At 70.7% G+C, this 18,425-nt stretch carries 12 protein-coding genes; 7 read left to right on the forward strand and 5 right to left on the reverse strand.

All coding sequences use genetic code 11. The annotated features are described in order from the left end of the window. Positions 1-39: 39 nt before the first annotated feature. From guaA to Pth03_RS07470, 5 genes are all read left to right on the forward strand, one after another. The gene (guaA, locus tag Pth03_RS07450) at positions 40-1,602 is read left to right on the forward strand and encodes a glutamine-hydrolyzing GMP synthase (protein ID WP_203943392.1); all 1,563 of its coding nucleotides are present in this window, start codon (positions 40-42) and stop codon (positions 1,600-1,602) included. 439 nt (positions 1,603-2,041) lie between these two features. Continuing rightward, positions 2,042-3,235, forward strand: coding sequence for an acyltransferase family protein (locus Pth03_RS07455; protein WP_239118830.1), 1,194 nt, complete (start codon positions 2,042-2,044; stop codon positions 3,233-3,235). A gap of 114 nt (positions 3,236-3,349) precedes the next feature. Continuing rightward, entirely contained in the window at positions 3,350-4,840 is a 1,491-nt protein-coding gene (locus Pth03_RS07460) for a glycosyltransferase family 2 protein (RefSeq protein ID WP_203943394.1), read from the forward strand. Between the two features lie 44 nt (positions 4,841-4,884). Beyond that, complete coding sequence (locus tag Pth03_RS07465) at positions 4,885-8,241, forward strand: bifunctional glycosyltransferase/CDP-glycerol:glycerophosphate glycerophosphotransferase (protein ID WP_203943395.1); 3,357 nt, start codon at positions 4,885-4,887, stop codon at positions 8,239-8,241. 10 nt (positions 8,242-8,251) lie between these two features. After that, positions 8,252-9,832, forward strand: coding sequence for a glycosyltransferase family 39 protein (locus Pth03_RS07470; RefSeq protein WP_203943396.1), 1,581 nt, complete (start codon positions 8,252-8,254; stop codon positions 9,830-9,832). Positions 9,833-9,841: 9 nt separating this feature from the next. Here the strand turns inward: Pth03_RS07470 and Pth03_RS07475 are convergent, their stop codons facing one another. Then, positions 9,842-11,422, reverse strand: coding sequence for a stealth family protein (locus Pth03_RS07475; protein WP_203943397.1), 1,581 nt, complete (start codon positions 11,420-11,422; stop codon positions 9,842-9,844). Positions 11,423-11,576: 154 nt separating this feature from the next. On the opposite strand from Pth03_RS07475, the gene Pth03_RS07480 reads away from it, so the two are divergent. Continuing rightward, the gene (locus Pth03_RS07480; RefSeq protein WP_203943398.1) at positions 11,577-12,464 is read left to right on the forward strand and encodes a CDP-alcohol phosphatidyltransferase family protein; all 888 of its coding nucleotides are present in this window, start codon (positions 11,577-11,579) and stop codon (positions 12,462-12,464) included. 122 nt (positions 12,465-12,586) lie between these two features. Continuing rightward, positions 12,587-13,630 (forward strand): sulfotransferase family protein, encoded by a 1,044-nt coding sequence (locus Pth03_RS07485; protein WP_203943399.1) that lies wholly within the window; start codon positions 12,587-12,589, stop codon positions 13,628-13,630. A gap of 42 nt (positions 13,631-13,672) precedes the next feature. Here Pth03_RS07485 and Pth03_RS07490 read toward each other — a convergent pair whose 3' ends face one another. From Pth03_RS07490 to Pth03_RS07505, 4 genes are all read right to left on the reverse strand, one after another. After that, positions 13,673-14,491, reverse strand: a complete 819-nt coding sequence (locus tag Pth03_RS07490) for an SRPBCC family protein (protein ID WP_203943400.1) — start codon at positions 14,489-14,491, stop codon at positions 13,673-13,675. 162 nt (positions 14,492-14,653) lie between these two features. Then, complete coding sequence (locus Pth03_RS07495) at positions 14,654-15,517, reverse strand: FAD binding domain-containing protein (protein ID WP_203943401.1); 864 nt, start codon at positions 15,515-15,517, stop codon at positions 14,654-14,656. Then, positions 15,514-17,886: a xanthine dehydrogenase family protein molybdopterin-binding subunit gene (locus Pth03_RS07500; protein WP_203943402.1), complete on the reverse strand. Its 2,373-nt coding sequence runs from the start codon at positions 17,884-17,886 to the stop codon at positions 15,514-15,516. The genes Pth03_RS07495 and Pth03_RS07500 overlap by 4 nt, the downstream gene beginning before the upstream one ends. Next, complete coding sequence (locus tag Pth03_RS07505) at positions 17,883-18,359, reverse strand: (2Fe-2S)-binding protein (RefSeq protein WP_203943403.1); 477 nt, start codon at positions 18,357-18,359, stop codon at positions 17,883-17,885. The genes Pth03_RS07500 and Pth03_RS07505 overlap by 4 nt, the downstream gene beginning before the upstream one ends. Positions 18,360-18,425: the final 66 nt, after the last annotated feature.

An 18,425-nucleotide genomic window follows, 5' to 3' on the forward strand; every position in this document is an offset into this window, starting at 1 on the left:
GAAACCACGCCGATAGACTGGCGACACCGACCGTTTCCTTTGGGGGTTTCTCCGGTGTCTGAGTTCGACACGGTCCTTGTGGTCGACTTCGGCGCGCAATATGCGCAGCTGATCGCCCGCAGGGTGCGTGAATGTCACGTCTACTCCGAGATCGTCCCCTCGACGATGCCGGTGCCGGAGATGCTGGCCAAGAATCCGAAGGCGATCATCCTGTCCGGCGGCCCCTCGTCGGTCTACGCGGAAGGGGCCCCGGCCGTCCCCGTGGGCCTGTTCGCGACGGGCGTGCCGACGTTCGGCATCTGCTACGGCTTCCAGGCGATGGCCCAGGCGCTCGGCGGCATCGTCGACAAGACCGGCGCGGCCGAGTTCGGCGGCACCAGCCTCGAGGTGCTCGGCGACGGCGTGCTGTTCGCCGGGCTGCCGGCCGTACAGTCGGTCTGGATGTCCCATGGCGACTCCGTGGTGGGCGCGCCCGAAGGCTTCGCCGTGACCGCCTCCACCGAGGCCACGCCTGTCGCCGCGATCGAGAACCCGGCCAGGGGGCTGTACGGGGTGCAGTTCCACCCCGAAGTGCTCCACAGCGACCACGGCCAGGCCGTTCTCCAGCGGTTCCTCGACGCCGCCGGATGCCGCCCGTCGTGGACCATGCTGAACATCGTCGAAGAGGCCGTCGAGGCGGTGCGCCGCCAGGTCGGCGACGGTCGCGCGATCTGCGCGCTGTCGGGCGGCGTCGACTCCGCGGTGGCCGCCGCGATCGTGCAAAAGGCCATCGGTGATCGTCTGACCTGCGTTTTCGTCGACCACGGCCTGCTGCGCAAGGGCGAGGCCGAGCAGGTGGAGCGTGATTTCGTCGCCGCCACTGGGGTGAAGCTCCGCGTCGTGGACGCCTCCGAGCGGTTCCTCAAGGCGCTCGCCGGGGTGGTCGACCCCGAGGAGAAGCGCAAGATCATCGGGCGTGAGTTCATCCGCGTCTTCGAAGACGAGCAGCGGGCCATCGTCGCTGACGGCCCCGCCGACTTCCTGGTGCAGGGCACTCTCTATCCCGACGTCGTCGAGTCCGGCGGCGGGACCGGCACCGCGAACATCAAGTCCCACCACAACGTGGGCGGGCTGCCCGACGACCTGCGGTTCCAGCTGGTCGAGCCGCTCAGGGCGCTCTTCAAGGACGAGGTGCGGCGGGCCGGCGAGCAGCTGGGCCTGCCGCCTGCCATGGTCTGGCGGCAGCCGTTCCCCGGCCCCGGACTCGGCATCCGCATCATCGGCGAGGTCACGGCCGAGCGTCTCGACGTGCTGCGCGAGGCCGACGCGATCGCCCGGGAGGAGCTGTCGCGGGCCGGGCTCGACCGTGACATCTGGCAATGCCCGGTCGTGCTGCTGGCCGACGTGCGCTCGGTCGGCGTCCAGGGCGACGGCCGCACGTACGGGCACCCGGTCGTGTTGCGTCCCGTCACCTCGGAGGACGCGATGACGGCCGACTGGGCGCGTGTGCCGTACGACGTGTTGTCGAGGATCTCGACGCGGATCACCAATGAGGTCCGCGAGATCAACCGCGTCGTCGTCGACGTCACCAGCAAGCCCCCCGGCACAATCGAGTGGGAATAACCCGGAACCTTGTGCGTGATCATGCAGAAGTTCGGGCGGATGGGCTTTGAGCAGCCTCCCCACTGCGCGTGATCATGCAGAAGTTCGCGGGGAGGCGGCGTGAGCTGCGCGGACTCCATCCGTGATCATGCAGAAGTTCGGGGATGTCGCCCCTGAGCTGCGCATTTCCATTTCGTGATCATGCACTCGTGTGCGCTGTGCATGATCACGAATCAAGAATTGCCTGTTCAATGGGGTGTTTCCCGAACTTCTGCATGATCACGGCGTGAGGAATGCCTGCTCACGGGCATATGGTCGAACTTCTGCATGATCACGCCCAAGGTGGGGGCTGGTGGGGTGGGCGTTCACCGAACTTCTGCATGATCACGGCCCAGGGGGGGTGCGGGGGAAAAGTCGTACATATGGGTGTGGAATCCGTGTTGGCGGTAAGTTGTGGCTGGTGATTGCCACACAGGTCGCCATCGCCCCCGCACGGACGCATGCCACCCGCCTCGCTTGGCTGGACGCATTGCGCGGAATCGGGGCGATGGCCGTGGTGTGCGAGCACATGCTGCCCTGGCTGATGCCTGCGTTGCGCCCGTACTGGTTCAACCTCGGCATGTACGGCGTGCTGGTCTTCTTTCTGGTCAGCGGCTACATCATCCCGGCGTCCCTCGAACACCGAGGTGATGTCAGATCTTTCTGGATCAGTCGGATATTCCGGCTCTATCCCCTCTATCTGCTGGTCATCGTCGTCGTGCTCGTCCTGGCCATCTGGTTTCCCGTCCGGGAGCAGGTGCCGCGTGATCCGTCCGCCGTCGCCGCCCACCTGACGATGCTGCTCGACGTCGTGCACATCGGCGGCGTCGCCGACCCGATGTGGACCCTGTCGTACGAGATGGTCTTCTACTTGATCGTCACGGCGCTGTTCGTCGGCGGGGTACACACGCGCAGCGGCACGCTGGCCATCGTCTTCGGGGCCGTGGCGATCGCGGCCGGGCTCGTGTTGTCCGCGCCGCTTCTGCCGGGCCCATGGCCGGCCATCGTGACCTGCGTCATCTTCGTCGCCGGCCTTGCCTGTCTCATCAGCGGCCGGTTCCGTACGGCTGCCGCGTACGCCTTGGGCGCGATGGCGCTCGTGTTGCTGATGTTCGGCAGCTTCGTGCCCTGGTTCGGCGCGGCGATCCTCGCGGTGATGTTCACGGGGACGGCCATCCAGCGGTGGGAGGCGGGTACGGGCGGCCTGGCCCCCGTGGTGGTCTCCGCCGTCCTGGTGGCGCTCTCCCCGGTCTGGTCGATCCAGGCGGGCTGGTGGTGGGTGCAGCCGGACGTGTGGATCACCACGGTGGCGCTCGCGGGCATCACGTTCGGGCTGGGGATGGCGCTGCGCGGCCGGCGCGTTCCTGGCGTCCTGACCTGGCTCGGCCTGATCAGCTATTCCATCTACCTTCTGCACCACCCGATGTTGCGCGTCCTGAACACGGCCCTCGGAGACCTGAGGCATCTTTCTCCGGTCACCAGGACGGCGCTCATGTGCGGCTACGTGGCGGCGCTGCTGGCCCTCAGTTGGGTGACCTACCGGTTCGTCGAGTTTCCCGCGCAACGCCTGGGCAAGCGCATCGGCCGCCGCGCCGCGCAGGAGGCCCAGGGCTGACCGCAGGCCACGGCCTGCTGACGTGCGCGTGAAGAGCTGGTAAAGCAAAACGGCCGTCACTCACCGTGGCGATAGCGTTGCAGCTCGCTGTCGCGTGCGACGCCAGGGGGAAGAATGGCAAGGCCCGAAGTGAGCGTCATCCTGCCGATGCGAGAGACGGGCGGGTGGCTGCGTGCCGCCCTCGACTCCGTCGACGCGCAGGAGTCCCGCACTGAAGTGATCCTGGTCGGTGACGGGCGAAAAGGGCAGAACGCCGATCAGGACGTCGTGATCGGAAGGCCGACTCTGCTGCAGGCGGGCACGGCCGCTGAGGCGATCGGCTTCGCCCGGGGCCGCTACCTCACCTACCTGGCCCCCGGCGACGTGTACGTGCCCGAGGGCCTCGATGCGCTGGTGGAGGCGGCGGTACGGCACTCCGCCGACCTCGTCGTCGGCGACATGCACGGCGCGACGCCGGCCACCGGCCTCGCCTGGCGCAGAGAGCTGGCGTTCGGCGCCCGGATGGTCGAATCGGTCGCCGGCGTCCCCGACATCCTCAGCGGCGTCGCCACCTCCAACAAGATCTTCAGGCGTGACCTGGTGAGGGTGACGCGGGCGGACCTGTCTCAGGGCGCCCTGGCCACCATTCCGCTGCTGATCTGGGCCAGCCGCCTCGTGCTCAGCGACCGGCTCTGCTGCCGTACGGCAGGCGGCGAGGAAGACCCTTCCATGACCGACACGGAGGCCGAGATCATGACCCGTCTCGCGCTCGCGGAGATCATCGCAAGCCGCTGTGCCGACCGGGAAGCGGTTCCATCGCCGCTGGTCCGCCGGGCCGTCATGCGCTGGGTGGGCGCCACGCATCTGCCCACCATCGACGGCGCGGCCGCCTGCCTCGACGACGCGGCGCTGGCCGACTTCGCCCACCGGACGTCGATCATGTTCAAGGAGATGCCTCCCGACGTCCTCACCGAGATCCTCACGGAGTCTCTGACCGTGCGGCGCGGGCGCCTGGACGACGGGCTGCGCGCGGTCGGCGCCTGCCGGGGAGACGCCGAGACGATCAGGCGGCCGGTCTCCACGGGACGCCTGCGGGTGCTCGCGGGCCGGGTCTATCTCGACGCGCCCGAGCTCGACGCCTTCGGGGACCTGCTCCGGGTCACTCCGCTGTCGGCGGTCGTCTCCCGGTTGCGTGAAAGCGCGCATTCCACCCAGGTCAGGGTGCACGGCCAGGTCATGGCGCCCGGATTCCTCGCCACCCAGGGTGAAGTGCGCCCCGACCTGCTGCTCGAATTCGGCGACGAGGCCGCTCGCGCGGAACTGCAGGTCACCAAGGCGAGGCCCGGCTTCTTCGCGTGGTCGTGCGACGTGCCCGCGCGTGCCCTGCCGTACGGAGTGGTCCGTCTGCGCCTGATCGCCCGCGACCGGTTCGGCGCCGAGGTCGCGATTCCGCTCGACGTGATGCGCGACGGCCGGGTCAGGGCCGATCTCGAGACCAGGCGTGTGCGGCTGCGGGTCTCCTCGGCGGGCCCGAGCCTCGTGGTCACCAGGAAGGGCCCGTTGCGCAGCGCCGTCGCAAAAGTGCAGGCGATCGGGGCGGCCATGCGCGGTGTAGTCCGCCGCTGATCGCCGCGGCCCCCATCTGACGGACGAGTCCTAAGGATCCAGCCGTGCCCCGCATCAGTGTCATCATCCCGATCCACGACGTGGAGCCCTGCCTTCCCACCTGCCTGGAGTCGGTCGCGGCGCAGACCTGGGAGGACATCGAGGTCGTCATGGTCGACGACGGGGCTCCCGACTCCAGCGCGGAGGTCGCCGCCGGGTTCGCCGATCGGGACGGGCGGTTCCGGCTGGTCCGCCAGGCCAACCTGGGGCCCGGCGCGGCCCGCGACACCGGGGTGCGCCACGCGAGCGGCGAGTTCCTCGCGTTCGCCGCCGCCGCCGACCTGCTTCCGCCGTACGCGCTGGAATACCAGCTGGCGAGCCTGTTGCGATCGGGGTCCGACCTGGCCACGGGCAACGTCCACCGATACGGCGGGCGGCGGTCGCGGCCATCGGCGGCCTTCAAGGCGATCTTCTCGGGGATGTCCGAGGGCGCCACCACGCATCTGACCAGAGCGAGCGTGCTGATGAGGGACAGCCTGGTCACCAACAAGCTGTGGCGTCGCTCGTTCTGGGACGAGCACGGGTTCCGGTTTCCGCACGGGGCGTCGTGCGGGGACGTGCTGGTCGCTGTGCGCGGGCATGCCCTCGCGGGCACCGTCGACGTGCTCCCCGCCCCCGTCCGCCTGCGGAGGCGACAGGCCGGCGCCCACCGCTCGGGCGTTCAGGAGCAGACCCGGGCCGGCCACCTGGACGAGCGTTTCGCCGCGGTGCGGTCGGTGCGGGAGTTCCTGGCCGCGAGCGGTCTCGCCGCGCACATCCCGTCGTGGGACCACGCCGTCCTCGACGGCGACCTGACGGCCTTCATCGACTGCATGGACCGGGCGCCGGAGGCGTTCCGCGCCCGTTTCCTGGACCTCGCCTGCACCTACCTCGGTGAGGTCGCCCCCTCCGTACTCACGCGCCTGCCCGCTCTTCGGCGGCTGGAGTGGCACCTGGTGGCGCTCAGGCGTGCGGACGACCTGGCCGAGGTGGTGGCCTGGGATCGCGACGCCGGCCGGGGAGAGCGGACCGTCAGCCGGCTGGGCCGCTCGTACCTGGCCAGTCCGCTGCTCGGGCGGCGCGACCCCGCGGTTCCGGGCGCGCTCTCCCGCGTGCGCGAGACGCCGCGGCACCGGATTGACGCGGTCCGGTGGCAGGACGGCAGGCTGGTGGTGGAGGGCAGGCTCCTGATGGAGGGCGGGACGGGTGCGCGGCATGCGATCCGCCCGCTGGTCTTCGCCTCCCTCGTCCACGAGAGCACCGAACCGGTGAAAACCACGCGGCATGTACGAGTGGCGGCGTCGTCCTGGCGAGTCCCGGGCGAGGGCGGCCGGGGCGGCTTCCGGCTCACCGTCGACCCGCGCCGTCTCGGGGGAGCGGCCGACGCCGGCGTCTGGCGCCTGGAGATGCGCGTCGCCCATCGCGGCGGCATCACGCGGAGCAGTCCGGACGGCGCGCGGTCCGAGACGGCGGCGCAGGCGGGAGCGCGGGCCGCCGGGCCGGGCCGGCATGTCGTGCCCGAGCTCACCGAAGGCGGACGGCTGATCCTGCGGGTGGAGCGGGAGAGGGCCAGGGTCGTCCGGCAGAGCCTGTGGGGCGGCCGACTGCGCCTGGAGGGCGAGGCCGTTGAACAGGGCACTGGTCTGGGACGCGAGCCGGTGCTGCTGGTGACCCGCGAGCCCGGCGGTGTGCCGTTGCCGTTCCCGATGACGACGGACGGCCGTACGTTCACCACCGAGATCGACCTGCGCGACATCCTGCCGGCGCGAAGGACCGCCGCCGGCGTCCCCGACGTGCCGACGCGGTGGCGGGTCGACGTGAGGTCGGCCGACGGCGTGGTGACCCCGGTGACCGTGTCCGACGACCTGCCCGACGGACGGCACGGCCTGGCCGGCCGGGAGATCGTGGCGGCCCGCGACAGGTCCGGCCGTCTCGTCCTGCGTGACCAGACCGCCGCCGCGTTCGTCGACCTGGCCGAGTGGCTGCCCGGGGGAGAGTTGCTCGTCGAAGGCGGGTTCGCCGAGCCGTACCAGGTGAGCGCCCTGGTGGTCCGTTCGCGCGGCGGCGCCGCGAAGAGAGCCACGATGGTACGGCTGGCCAGGGCGGAGGGGTCCGGCACGAGGTTCAGGGCCCGCCTCACACCGGAGGCGGTCGACGCGCCCGCCGGGCGGCTGCCGTTGCCCCGCGGCCGGTACGGCCTGGCCGTACGGGCGGAAGGCGTGCACAGGGACCTGCCGATCGAGTTCGCCCCCGACTTCGCGCTCGTGCACGAGACGGCCTGCCGCACGTTCACACTCGGCGGAGACGGCGACGGCCACGCGGTGCTGACGGTGAGCGGTGACCTCGGAGGCGACGAGCGAGGGGTGCGGGCCCAGCGCGAGTTGCGCGGCCACGTCTATCCCGCGATGCGCGACAGGCCGCTCTGGCCCGCGGTCTTCTTCGACTGCGAGGGGGGCACGGGGTTCCGCGGCTGCCCGCGGGCGATCTATCAGGAGTTGCGGCGGCGGGGAGCCGACCTCACCTTCCTGTGGAACGTGCACGACGGCCAGGTGGCCCTGCCGGGCGACGTCGAGGCGGTGCGTACGCGCGGGCGCGACTACTACGAGGCGCTCGCCCGCTGCAGGTACATCGTCAGCGACGGGCATCTGCCCGCCTGGTTCGAGCGGCGGTCGGGCCAGACCGTCCTGCAGACCTGGCACGGCTCTCCGCTGGAGGCGGGCACGCGACGACGGGTCAGGCGGGCGGAGCAGTGGAGCCACCTGCTGTCGGCCGGCCCGTGGTGGACGCCGCGGCTGCGCGAGATGTTCGGTTTCCGAGGGGAGGTCATGGAGACCGGCCTGCCGCGCAACGACATCCTGCGCGCGTCCGGCCGTGACGCGGTCGCCGCCCGAGTCAGGAGGCGGCTGGGTGTGCCGGACGAAGTGCGGCTGGTGCTGTATGTCCCAGACGGGGAGCAGACCCTCGACCTCGGCCGGGTCGCCGCCGCGCTCAGGGACGCCCCCGTGCTGCTGGCAGAGGTCGGCAGGGCGACCGCACCGGGGGTGATCGGCGTGTCCGCTCAGTGCGATCCGCATGAGCTCTATCTGGCCGCGGACGCCCTGGCCACCGGCTATTCGCCGGCGGTGTTCGACTTCGCCGTCACCGGACGCCCGATGTTGTTCCACACCGGCGGCCGCACCCGGACCGGGCTCCATCTCGACTTCGAGGCCGAGGCCCCCGGGCCGCTGCTGCACACGGCCGGCGACGTGGCCGAGGCGATCGGCAACCTCGACGAGGTGGCGGACAAGCACGCGGGCATGCTGGAGGCGTTCGTCGCCAGGTATTGCCCGCTCGACGACGGTGAGGCCGCCGCCCGGGTGGCCGACCGGCTGCTCGCCCGGTGAGGAGCCGCCGATGAACGCCGCCGTCGCCCGGGTCCTGTCCTCCGCCCGCACCCGCGAGCGCCCGCCCCCGGCGCCGTCCGGTTTGCCGTCCCTGTTCCCGGCCGGCCGCCGATGGCGGGTGCCCCGGCCCGACCCCTGCCTGGCCGTACCGGCCCTGCTCGCGCTCGCCGCCGGGTTGTGGGGCCTGACCTCGCCCCCGCTGTGGCGCGACGAGGCCGCGACGGTCAGCGCCGTGAGCAGGTCTCTTCCCCAGCTGGCCCACCTGCTCGGCACGGTCGACGCCGTGCATGGCGTCTACTACGGGCTGATGCACGTGGTCGCCGCGGTGGCCGGCACGGGAGAGGTGGCGCTGCGACTGCCGTCGGTCCTCGCCGGGGCGCTCGCGGCGGCAGGCGTGGGCGCGCTCGGCCGGGCTCTGGGCAACCCGCGGGCCGGCCTGTACGGCGGAGCCCTGCTGGCCATGATGCCGGTCTTCTCCAGGTATGTGCAGGAGGCCCGGCCGTACCCGCTGACGATGGCGGTGGCGATCGCCGCGACCCTGCTGCTCCTGCGCGCCATGCGGCGGCCCACCTGGCGGGTCTTCCTTGCCTACGGCCTGGCCCTCGTCGGCCTCGCCTTCGTCAACCTGTTCGCCGTCCTGATCGCCGCGGCCCACGGCGTCTTCGTCGTGTGGTCCCGCGGGCCGGCCATGAGATGGGCCGTGAGCGCGGCCTGCGCGTCCGCCGCCGTCACGCCGCTCGCGCTGCTGGCCGCGCGGCAGAGCGAGCAGATCGGGTGGATCTCCACGCCCGACCTGCAGGACGCCGGAATGCTCGTCGTCCAGCTTCTCGGCGACCTCGGGGCGGCGACCCCCGCCTGGGCGGGCATCGCACCCGTGGTGGGCGGCCTCGCCCTCGTCGGTCTCGCGTCGGTGGCACGCGTGGCGCGCAGGGTTCCCGACTCCCCGCGTGACTCCCACGTGGGCTCCCACCGGGGGCCCGTCGCCGGGGCGCTGCTCGTCCGGCTGGCACTGCCCTGGCTGCTGGGGCCGCCGATCGTGCTGCTGGCGGTCTCGTGGGCCGGGCATCCCGTGTACGTCTTCCGGTACGTCCTGTGCTGCGTGCCCGCCGCCGCACTGCTCGCGGGAGCCGGGCTGGCCGCCCTGCCCCGCAGGGCCGCGCTCGCGCTCCTGGCCGTCGTGCTCGCGGCGTCCGTGCCCGGCCAGTTCGCGACACGCGGCGCCGACGGCCGCCAGGACGACCCCGGCGTCGTCATGGCCGTGCTGGCCTCCGCCGCGCGGCCTGGCGACGGCGTGCTGTTCATCCCGGGCAAGGTGCGCAAATACGTTCTGGTCTATCCCGGGGTGCTCGGGAGGCTGGACGACGTCTCCCTGGCCAGGTCGCCCCGGCGGACCGGCACCTTCGGCGGAACCCACGTCGGCCGCCGCGTCATGAAGGCCCGCCTTGCGGACGTGCACACGCTGTGGGCGCTCGGCAACACGGGAAGAACCGCGAACTGGCAGCTCGACGCCCTGCGCGGCACGTTCAGCCCCACCGGCCACTGGACCACACGGGGCATGTACCTCGTTCGTTACACCAGAACCGCTCCGTGAGCGGTGGGATCACCGCAGCTCGAACGGCGCCGGCGTCGGGAAGTACGCCTCAAGGAACTTGCCGAACAGAGCGTCCTGGTCGGGCGTCGTGGGCGCGGTGTCGTTGAGGCAGAACGCGTCGTGCTTGCGCCGCGCCAGCATGCGGCGCAGCTTGGCCGGCGTCTTGCGCAGCGACAGGTCCACGTAGGTGTACTCGATGGTGCCCGGAACGGCTTTGCCGTTCAGGTAGCCGTAGTAGTGGGCCAGCGACGAGACGACGGAGATGTCGGACGACGTCCTGAACCTGCTGCGCGTGGTCGCCTCGAACGCGTCGCAGAACCGCTCCTCCAGCTCGAACATCAGCGAGCGGCGCAGGGCGTAGGGCACGTGCTTGAGTTTCTGCGTCAGCGTGCGCCCGCTGAGGTCCTCCAGCATGCGGCGGTTGTTCATGCCGGCCGCGTGCACGGGAGACTCCTCCAGCTCGGGCGCGCCGAAGGGCACGTGTGCCAGGCTGGGGAAGAACCGGGTGATCCCGTTCGCCTCGAAGAACGTCCGGGGCACGAGCGGGCGGCCCAGGAAGAAGTCGTCGTTCAGGTAGAGGAAGTGCTCGGCCAGCCCGTCGATGTGGTGGAGCTGGCTCTCGATCGCGTGCGAGTTGAACACCGGGAGCACCGACGGGTCGCTGAAGATCTCCTTGTGGTCGACCACGCGCACCATGGGATGCGACGTGTCCAGCCACGGTGGCGTCTGCCCGTCCGTCACGATCCATATCCGGTTGATCCAGGGCGCGTGCATCAGCAGCGAGCGCAACGAGAAACGCAGCTCGTCCCTGCTGGTGAACCGGGCTTCCGTGGTGGCCATCTCGTTGGGCTCCCCGATCTCCGCCGCGCCGGCGAGCGCCTGGTCCCTCCGGGAGCGCCATGCCGGGTCCCTGTTGTCGACCCAGGTGTAGACCGCGTCGATCGGGAAGTCGATGTCGTCGACCAGCCGCCGGGTGAACTCGGGCCGTGTCGGATACGCGCGCACGCTGTGCCCAGCCGATATGAGCGGGTTGAAAAGCTCCTCGCCGCCCTCGACCTTCTCGCCCTTGGCGGGTACGGCGTCGCAGGAGACGTTCGCGCGAGGCGCGACGAGCATGCTCTTCTCCTTGGCCCAGAACTCCAGATCGCAGCCGTACTCTGGGCCGAGCGTCAGTGTCCGTGACGGGCTGGCGAAGTAGAGCCCCACCCGCACCGCCCACGCGTCGTTCAGGAGCGTCGCGGCGCGCTTCAGCGGGCGCAGTCGGCCGACCGCCTCCTCGGGCGTCAGGCCTCTCGCGCGTTTGCCGTATGGCAGGCGGGCGGCGACCAGCGGCTTTCCGCTCGCGGCGAGCACGCGCAGAGCGCGCTTGCGCTCCCGCAGCGGCACGGCGACGACCGGCGGATGGCCCGGCATGGGGCGCACACAGAAGAACCGCACCTTGGCGGCGGAAAGCAGCGAGCAGACGACGTCCAAAGTCTCGCGCTGGGCCTGAACCGGGCTCGCGTCCTCGCGGATCAGAGCGGAGCGCGGTGTGGTCTCCCGAGATGGCAGCCGTTCATGCAGCTGCCGGTACAACGTGATAACCGGCATGATCTCCCCCTGCATACGGACTGTAACGGATGGTCGTGGCTATTGGCGCACGGTTTACCCAGGTCGGCGGAACGGTCAAGAAGTGGCAACGAGATGCCCTACCTGTTCTCGAAGTGCGGGTGACTCGCTACTCCGTGTAGTCATTCTTGCCTGCATGGGGCGCTACACGCTGGACGACATACTCGCGACACGCAAGTCAAGGGACGCGTGGTGGACCGTTTTCATGGTCGACCCGATCGCCTGCAGGCTGGCGCTGGTCATCGCGAACCACACTTCGATCACGCCCAACGGCCTGACCGCGATTTCGATGCTCTTGGGCTTCGGTTCTGTGGCGGCGTTCGGTACGGGCGAGCTGGTTCTCGGAGCGCTGCTGTTCTACCTGAGCTTCCTGGTCGACTGCATGGACGGGAAGATCGCCCGTCTGAAGGGAACCGGGACGCCGTTCGGCCTCTGGCTCGACTTCGTCGGTGACCGGATCCGATTCGCCTGCTGCGCCTTCGGGCTCGGCGTCGGGGAGTACTCGCGCACCGGAGACCAGTCGTTCCTGTGGGCGGCCGTGGGCGTCGTCCTCCTCGACTTCTTCCGTTACATCAACGGGCCGCAGCTCAAGAAGGTGAAGGACGCCACTCGCGCACTGACCAAGGCGAGGGCTCAGACGCAGGTCGTCTTCGTCGAGGACGTGCTCAAGGCACGGCCGCAGACCGACGTGAACACGGCGGCCCGCGAGGTCAAGGAGAGCAACGAGGAGGGGCGAGCGGTCGTCGATCTGCAGAAGGCGTTCAACGCGCGTTTCCCCTGGTACGACCGCTTCCGCGTCACCCTCGTCAAGTACCGCGTCCGCACACACTTCTTCAGCGGGATCGAGTTCGAGGCGGCGGTGTTCGTCGTCGCCCCAGTGATCGGCTCCTGGGCGTTCGTGCCGACGTCGATCGGCGCGGGCGCGCTGCTGCTGGCATTCGAGATAAGCCTCATCTACCGCGTCTGGCTGGCGTCACGCCAGATTCCGAAGAGCGTGCCGAAGAAGGAAGAAATCCTCGTCTGATCGGCCGATCGCCATACCGCGTGGCCGGAACCCCATAACCGGCACGCGAGGGACGGGCCGCCTCCACGGGGGCGGCGGCCCGCCATCACGCCTTTCAACTCACATCACGGGGGATTGATCTCATGCAGTCCGACAGGCCGCTATTCGTGGTCGGTTGCCCGCGTTCGGGCACCACGATGCTGCAGCTCATGCTCCACTCCCACCAGCGCATCGCCGTGCCGCCGGAGACCCGCTTCCTCGGGCCCGCATATTTCTCGCGCAGGACGTACGGCGACATGCGCCTGGCCGACAACCGCCGCAAGCTCGCGAAGTGGATCGCCAACGGGCGCAACACCAAGTTCCGCGAGCTCGGCCTCGACTCGACCGAATACATCCAGGCCGCCATGCTCGGCCCCGGCAGCCTCGGCTCGGTCATCGGCATGGTCTTCAAGGCGTACGCCGAGCGGTTCGGCAAGCCGCGCTGGGGCGACAAGCGGCCCAGCTACTACCGCCACGTCGAGATGCTCATGCGCATGTTCCCCGACGCCCAGTTCGTCCACCTGATCAGGGACGGGCGCGACTGCGTCGCCTCCCTGAAGGAGATGCCCTGGTACAAGCCGGACAGCATCGGCGCGATGGCCAACTGGGCGGAGGCCGTCGACTTCGGCCGGCGCCACGCGCGCAAGCTGCCCGCCGACACCTTCTACCAGCTCCGTTACGAGGACCTGACCGCCGACCCGGAGACCGAGCTGAAGAAGGTGTGCGCCTTCATCGGCGAGGACTACGACCCGGCGATGTCCGAGCCCCAGCACATGGCCGAGGTGGCCGTGCCCGCGCACAAGGTGTGGCACCACAACACCCACGGGGAGGTGACCACGGCGCGCACCGGAAGCTGGGCCTCCCGGCTGGAGCCGTGGGAGATCGCGCTCTGCGAGGACGTCCTGGCCGAGCGGCTGGCCGTCCACGGCTACGAGCTCAGCGGCGCCCCCAAGCCCGAGCGCCAGCACGTCGCCGCGTTCAAGGACGCCGCGAGCAAGCGCCGCTCGGCCCGCCAGCGGAAGTACAACCGCGACCGGTTCCTCCGCCTCCGCGAGCCCGGGCCCATCGCCGCGCTGCTGACCGACGGTCAGCGCAAACTCGCCGGGCTGCCGCAGCAGCGCACCGCCCGCGAGCTCGTCTCCCGCTGACACAGGGCACCGGGCCGACGATCCGGCCCGGTGCCTCCCGCCTCACCTGCGCAGCAGGCGGCGCACGACATACAGGACCACGGCGAGAGCCGCCAATGCGCCCATCACGGGGGCGATCCGCCGCATGAGCGGCGCGCCGGCGACCTTCAGCAGGTCGAGGGCCTCCTCCTCGGCGGTCTGGTAGACCCGGGAGCCGCCCTCGGGCAACGTGTCCACACTCCCTGCCGCTTCCGGCCACGGCGAGCGGACCACATGGAGATCCGGATGCGCGTGCCGGCCGTTCTGCGCGGCTTCTCCCGTCGCGGCGCCGACCGCGCTCGCCACCCGCTCCGCCTCCGTGGCCGCTTCCCCGAGACCCGCCTTCGCGTGGGCCGCCTCCTCGCGGCCGCCTTCGAGCAGTGCGGCGAGATTGGCGGCGAAGCGATCGATGATCTTTCCGCCGACCTCCGCCATCACTCCGCGCCCGAACTGGGCGGGCCGGCCCGTGACGTTGAGCGAGGTCTCCACCCGCACCCGGGTCCGGCCGCCCTCCGCGGCGAGCCGGGCCGTGACCTCGGCGTTCGCCGTGCCCGCGCCGCGCGCCTCCTTGCCCGACGCCTTGAGCGAGAGCGTGCGGGCGTCCTCGTCGACGTCGTCGAAGGCCGCCTGCCCCCGATAGGTGACGGTGATGGGCCCGACCTTCACCCGCATCCGGCCGGTGAACGCCGTGCCCTTTTCTGTGCCCTTCGCCGTGCCGCCCTCCACCGCGTCGAGCGTCGCGCCGGGCAGGCAGGGGGCGATGCGCTCGACGTCGAGGAGCACGGGCCAGGCCTCCTCGACCGGGACCGGGACCGTGAACTCGTGCTCGAAGCGCATCGCCATGGCTCGACTCCAATTCCCGTACGGATCACCGATCTCGCGGGCCGGCATGAGACCCGTGTCCCATCCTCATTTCTGACCCTACGACCGGTGAATCCGGCTTCGCCACCTTGACGAGGCCATCTGACGTGCTATTACCCGCCTTTCCGGAAATATCAGGCAGTCTCATCCTGTGGGGTGGGCGGCCGCGGACAGCAGGGCCCGGTGCGTCAGGACCCGCGCGAGGTGCCGCCGGTAGTCCGGCTGAGCGTGCAGGTCGGCCGGGGGATCGGTGCCCTCGTCGGCCCGGCCGGCCGCCTCGCGGAGCGACTCGCCGGCCTCGGCGCCGCGTACCGCCTCCTCGACGCCTGACGCCCGCACGGGGATGGGCCCCATGTTGGTCAGGCCGACCCGCGCCTCCTCGACCGTCCCGTTCGACCGCCGCACCGCCACCGCGACCCCGACCGTCGCCCAGGCCTGCGCCGTACGGTGGAACTTCTCGTAGTGGAAGCCCCAGCCCGGGCCCAACTTGGGCACCCGGACCCCGGCGAGGATCTCCCCGGGCTCCAGGGCCGACTCGAGGTAGTCGAGGAAGAATCCCGATGCGGGCACGGTGCGCCGGCCCGTGGGGGAGTGCACGACGAACTCCATGTCGAGGGCGACGGCCACGGACGGCAGGTCGCCCGCCGGATCGGCGTGCGCGAGCGAGCCGCCGAACGTGCCGCGGTGCCGTACGGCGGGGTCGGCGACGGTCGCGGTCGCCAGGGCGACGAGCGGGCAGTGCTCCTTGACGATCGGCGAGTGCACCACCTCGTCGTGCGTGGTGGTCGCCCCGATGTACACGTGGTCGCCGCGGTCGGCGACACCGCGCAACTCGGCGACGCGGCCCACGTCGACCAGAGCCGCGGGATAGGCCAGCCGCAACCGCAGCAGCGGCAGCAACGAGTGGCCTCCGGCCAGGACCTTGGCGTCCTCTCCGGCCTCGGCGAGCATCGTCAGCGCCTCGTCGAGCGTCGAGGGGCGCAGGTAGTCGAAGGACGCGGGGATCATGCGGACTCCTCCTCTCGCGACCGCAGAGTTCGCCAGACGCGTTCCGGCGTGCACGGCATGCGCACGTCGTGCACGCCGTACGGGCGAAGCGCGTCGACGATGGCGTTGACCACGGCGGGAGTCGAGGCGATCGTGCCCGCCTCGCCGACGCCCTTGACGCCCAGCGGGTTCGTGGTCGCTGGCGTCTCGGTGCGGTCGGTGACGAACGACGGCAGGTCGGCCGCCGATGGCAGCAGGTAGTCGGCCATCGTCGTGGTGAGCAGGTTGCCGTCCACGTCGTAGACGGCCTCTTCGAACAACGCCTGGGCGATGCCCTGGGCGATGCCGCCGTGCACCTGTCCTTCGACGATCAGGGGGTTCACCACGGCGCCGACGTCGTCGACCGCGACGTACGACCGGATCGCCGTCGCGCCCGTCTCGGTGTCGACCTCGACCGCGCACAGGTGGGTGCCGTGCGGGAAGGAGAAGCTGTCGGGGTCGAAGGTGGCGCTCGCGTCCAGGCGGGGCTCGAAGCCGTCCGGGAGGTCGTGCGCCGCGAACGTCGCCAGGGCGATCTCCTGGATGGTCCGCGAGGCCCCGGTGCCGCGCACCTGGAACCTGCCCTCGGAGAACTCGACGTCGTCCGGAGAGGCCTCGAGCAGGTGCGCCGCGACGTGCCGCGCCTTCTCCTTGACCTTGTCGCATGCCCTGACCACGGCGATGCCGCCGACGGCCAGCGAGCGGGAGCCGTAGGTGTCCATGCCCTTGTGCGAGGTCGCCGTGTCGCCGTGCAGCACCGCCACGTCCTCGTACGGCACGCCGAGGGAGTCGGCGACGATCTGGCTCCACGCGGTCTCGTGGCCCTGGCCGTGCGGGCTCGTGCCCGTGACCACCTCGACCTTGCCCGTGGGAAGCATCCGGACGTCGGCGTGCTCCCAGCCGCCCGCGCCGTAGGACAGGCTGCCGAGCACCCGGCTCGGCGCCAGGCCGCACATCTCGGTGTAGGTGGAGATCCCGATGCCGAGCTGCACGGGGTCCCGGCGCTCGCGCCGGTCCGCCTGCTCGGCCCTGAGCTTGTCGTAGCCGAACAACGCGAGGGCACGCTCGGTGGCCGCCTCGTAGTTGCCGGAGTCGTAGGTCAGGTTGCAGATCGTGGTGTAGGGGAACTCGGAATGCTCGATCCAGTTGCGCCGCCTGACCTCCATCGGGTCGACGCCGATCTCGGCGGCCAGCTCGTCCATGACGCGCTCGATCGCGTACGTCGCCTCGGGCCGGCCCGCGCCGCGGTAGGCGTCGGTCGGCATCTTGGTGGTGAAGACGCCGGTGCACGTGAAGTCGTAGGCGTCCATCTTGTAGATCCCGCTGTACATGAACGCTCCGAGGAGCGGGATGCCCGGGGTGACCAGCATCAGGTAGGCGCCCATGTCGGCCAGCAGGTCGACCTGCACGGCCCGAACGCGGCCGTCGGACTCGGCGGCGAGGCGGATGTGCTGGAGCTGGTCGCGTCCGTGGTGCACGGTGAGGTTGCCCTCCGAGCGCGACTCGGTCCACTTGACCGGCTTGCCCATGCGGCGGGTGAGCAGCAGGCAGAGCACCTCTTCGGCGGTGACCTGCAGTTTCGAGCCGAAGCCGCCGCCCACGTCCGGGGCGATCACCCGGAGCTTGTGCTCGGGGATGCCCGTGGTGAGCGCCAGCATGACCCGCAGGATGTGCGGGATCTGCGTCGAGGAGTGCAGCGTGAACTGGTCGCCGTCGGTCTGCGCCACGACCGCGCGGGGCTCCATCGCCGAGGGGATCAGCCGCTGCTGGACGTAGGTGCGGTCGATGACGACGGGCGCGTCGCGGAAGGCCGCGTCGATGTCGCCCTCGGCGAACTTCCAGGTGAAGGACTTGTTGCCGGCCTCGTGGACCTTGGGCGAGCCCTCCTTCAGCGCCTCGGTCATGTCGAGGACGGGGTCGAGGGGCTCGTAGTCGATCTCGACGGCCTCCAGCGCGTCCGCGGCCGCGTAGCGGTCGATCGCGACGACGCAGGCCACCGCCTCCCCGACGTACCTCACCTCGTCCACGGCCATCGGCGGGTGATCGGGGATCACGATGTCCTCGGTGACCGGCCACGCGCAGGGCAGGCTGCCCTGCTCTCCGGCCAGGTCGGCGCCGCTGAACGCGGCCACGACCCCCGGCCGGGCCAGCGCGCCGGAGGCGTCGACCCGGGTGATCCGGGCGTGCGCCATCGGGCTGCGCAGGAACGCCACGTGGAGCATGCCGGGCAGCTGGATGTTGTCCGTCCACTGCGTGCGGCCGGTGATCAGGCGCGCGTCCTCCTTGCGCCTGCGCGCCCGGCCCACTTCGGCTCCGCCGAGCGCCTCTCGCTCCTTGATCTGCTCGGTCATGGCGCCGTCACCCGCATCTCCTGCGCGGCCCGCCGTACGGCGCGGACGATGTTGCAGTAGCCCGTGCACCGGCAGAGGTTGCCCTCCAGGCCGTCGCGTACGGCCTCCTCCGACGGGTCGGGGTCGTCCTTGAGCAGGTCGATGCTGGCCATGATCATGCCGGGGGTGCAGTACCCGCACTGGAGCGCGTGCTCCTCGTGGAAGGCCCTCTGAACGGGATGCCAGGTCCCGTCGCTCGAAACGCCTTCAATCGTGGTGATCTCGCATTGGTCGGCCTGGACGGCGAGCACGGAGCAGCTCTTCACGCTCCTGCCGTCCAGGAGGACGGTGCAGGCGCCGCAGTTGGTGGTGTCGCAGCCGATCGGGGTCCCCGTCTTCCCCAACCGATCTCGCAGGTAGTGGACGAGGAGCAGTCTCGGCTCGACGTCGTCCTGGTAGGCGATTCCGTCGACGTTGACGGAGATTCGGGTCATAACACCCTCCCGAACAGAGCAGTGAGACCGGATACGAGTGAACGTACGCCGCTGTTCCGCTCGGTC

The sequence above is a fragment of the Planotetraspora thailandica genome (genome assembly GCF_016863335.1).
Classification (GTDB): Bacteria; Actinomycetota; Actinomycetes; order Streptosporangiales; family Streptosporangiaceae; genus Planotetraspora; species Planotetraspora thailandica.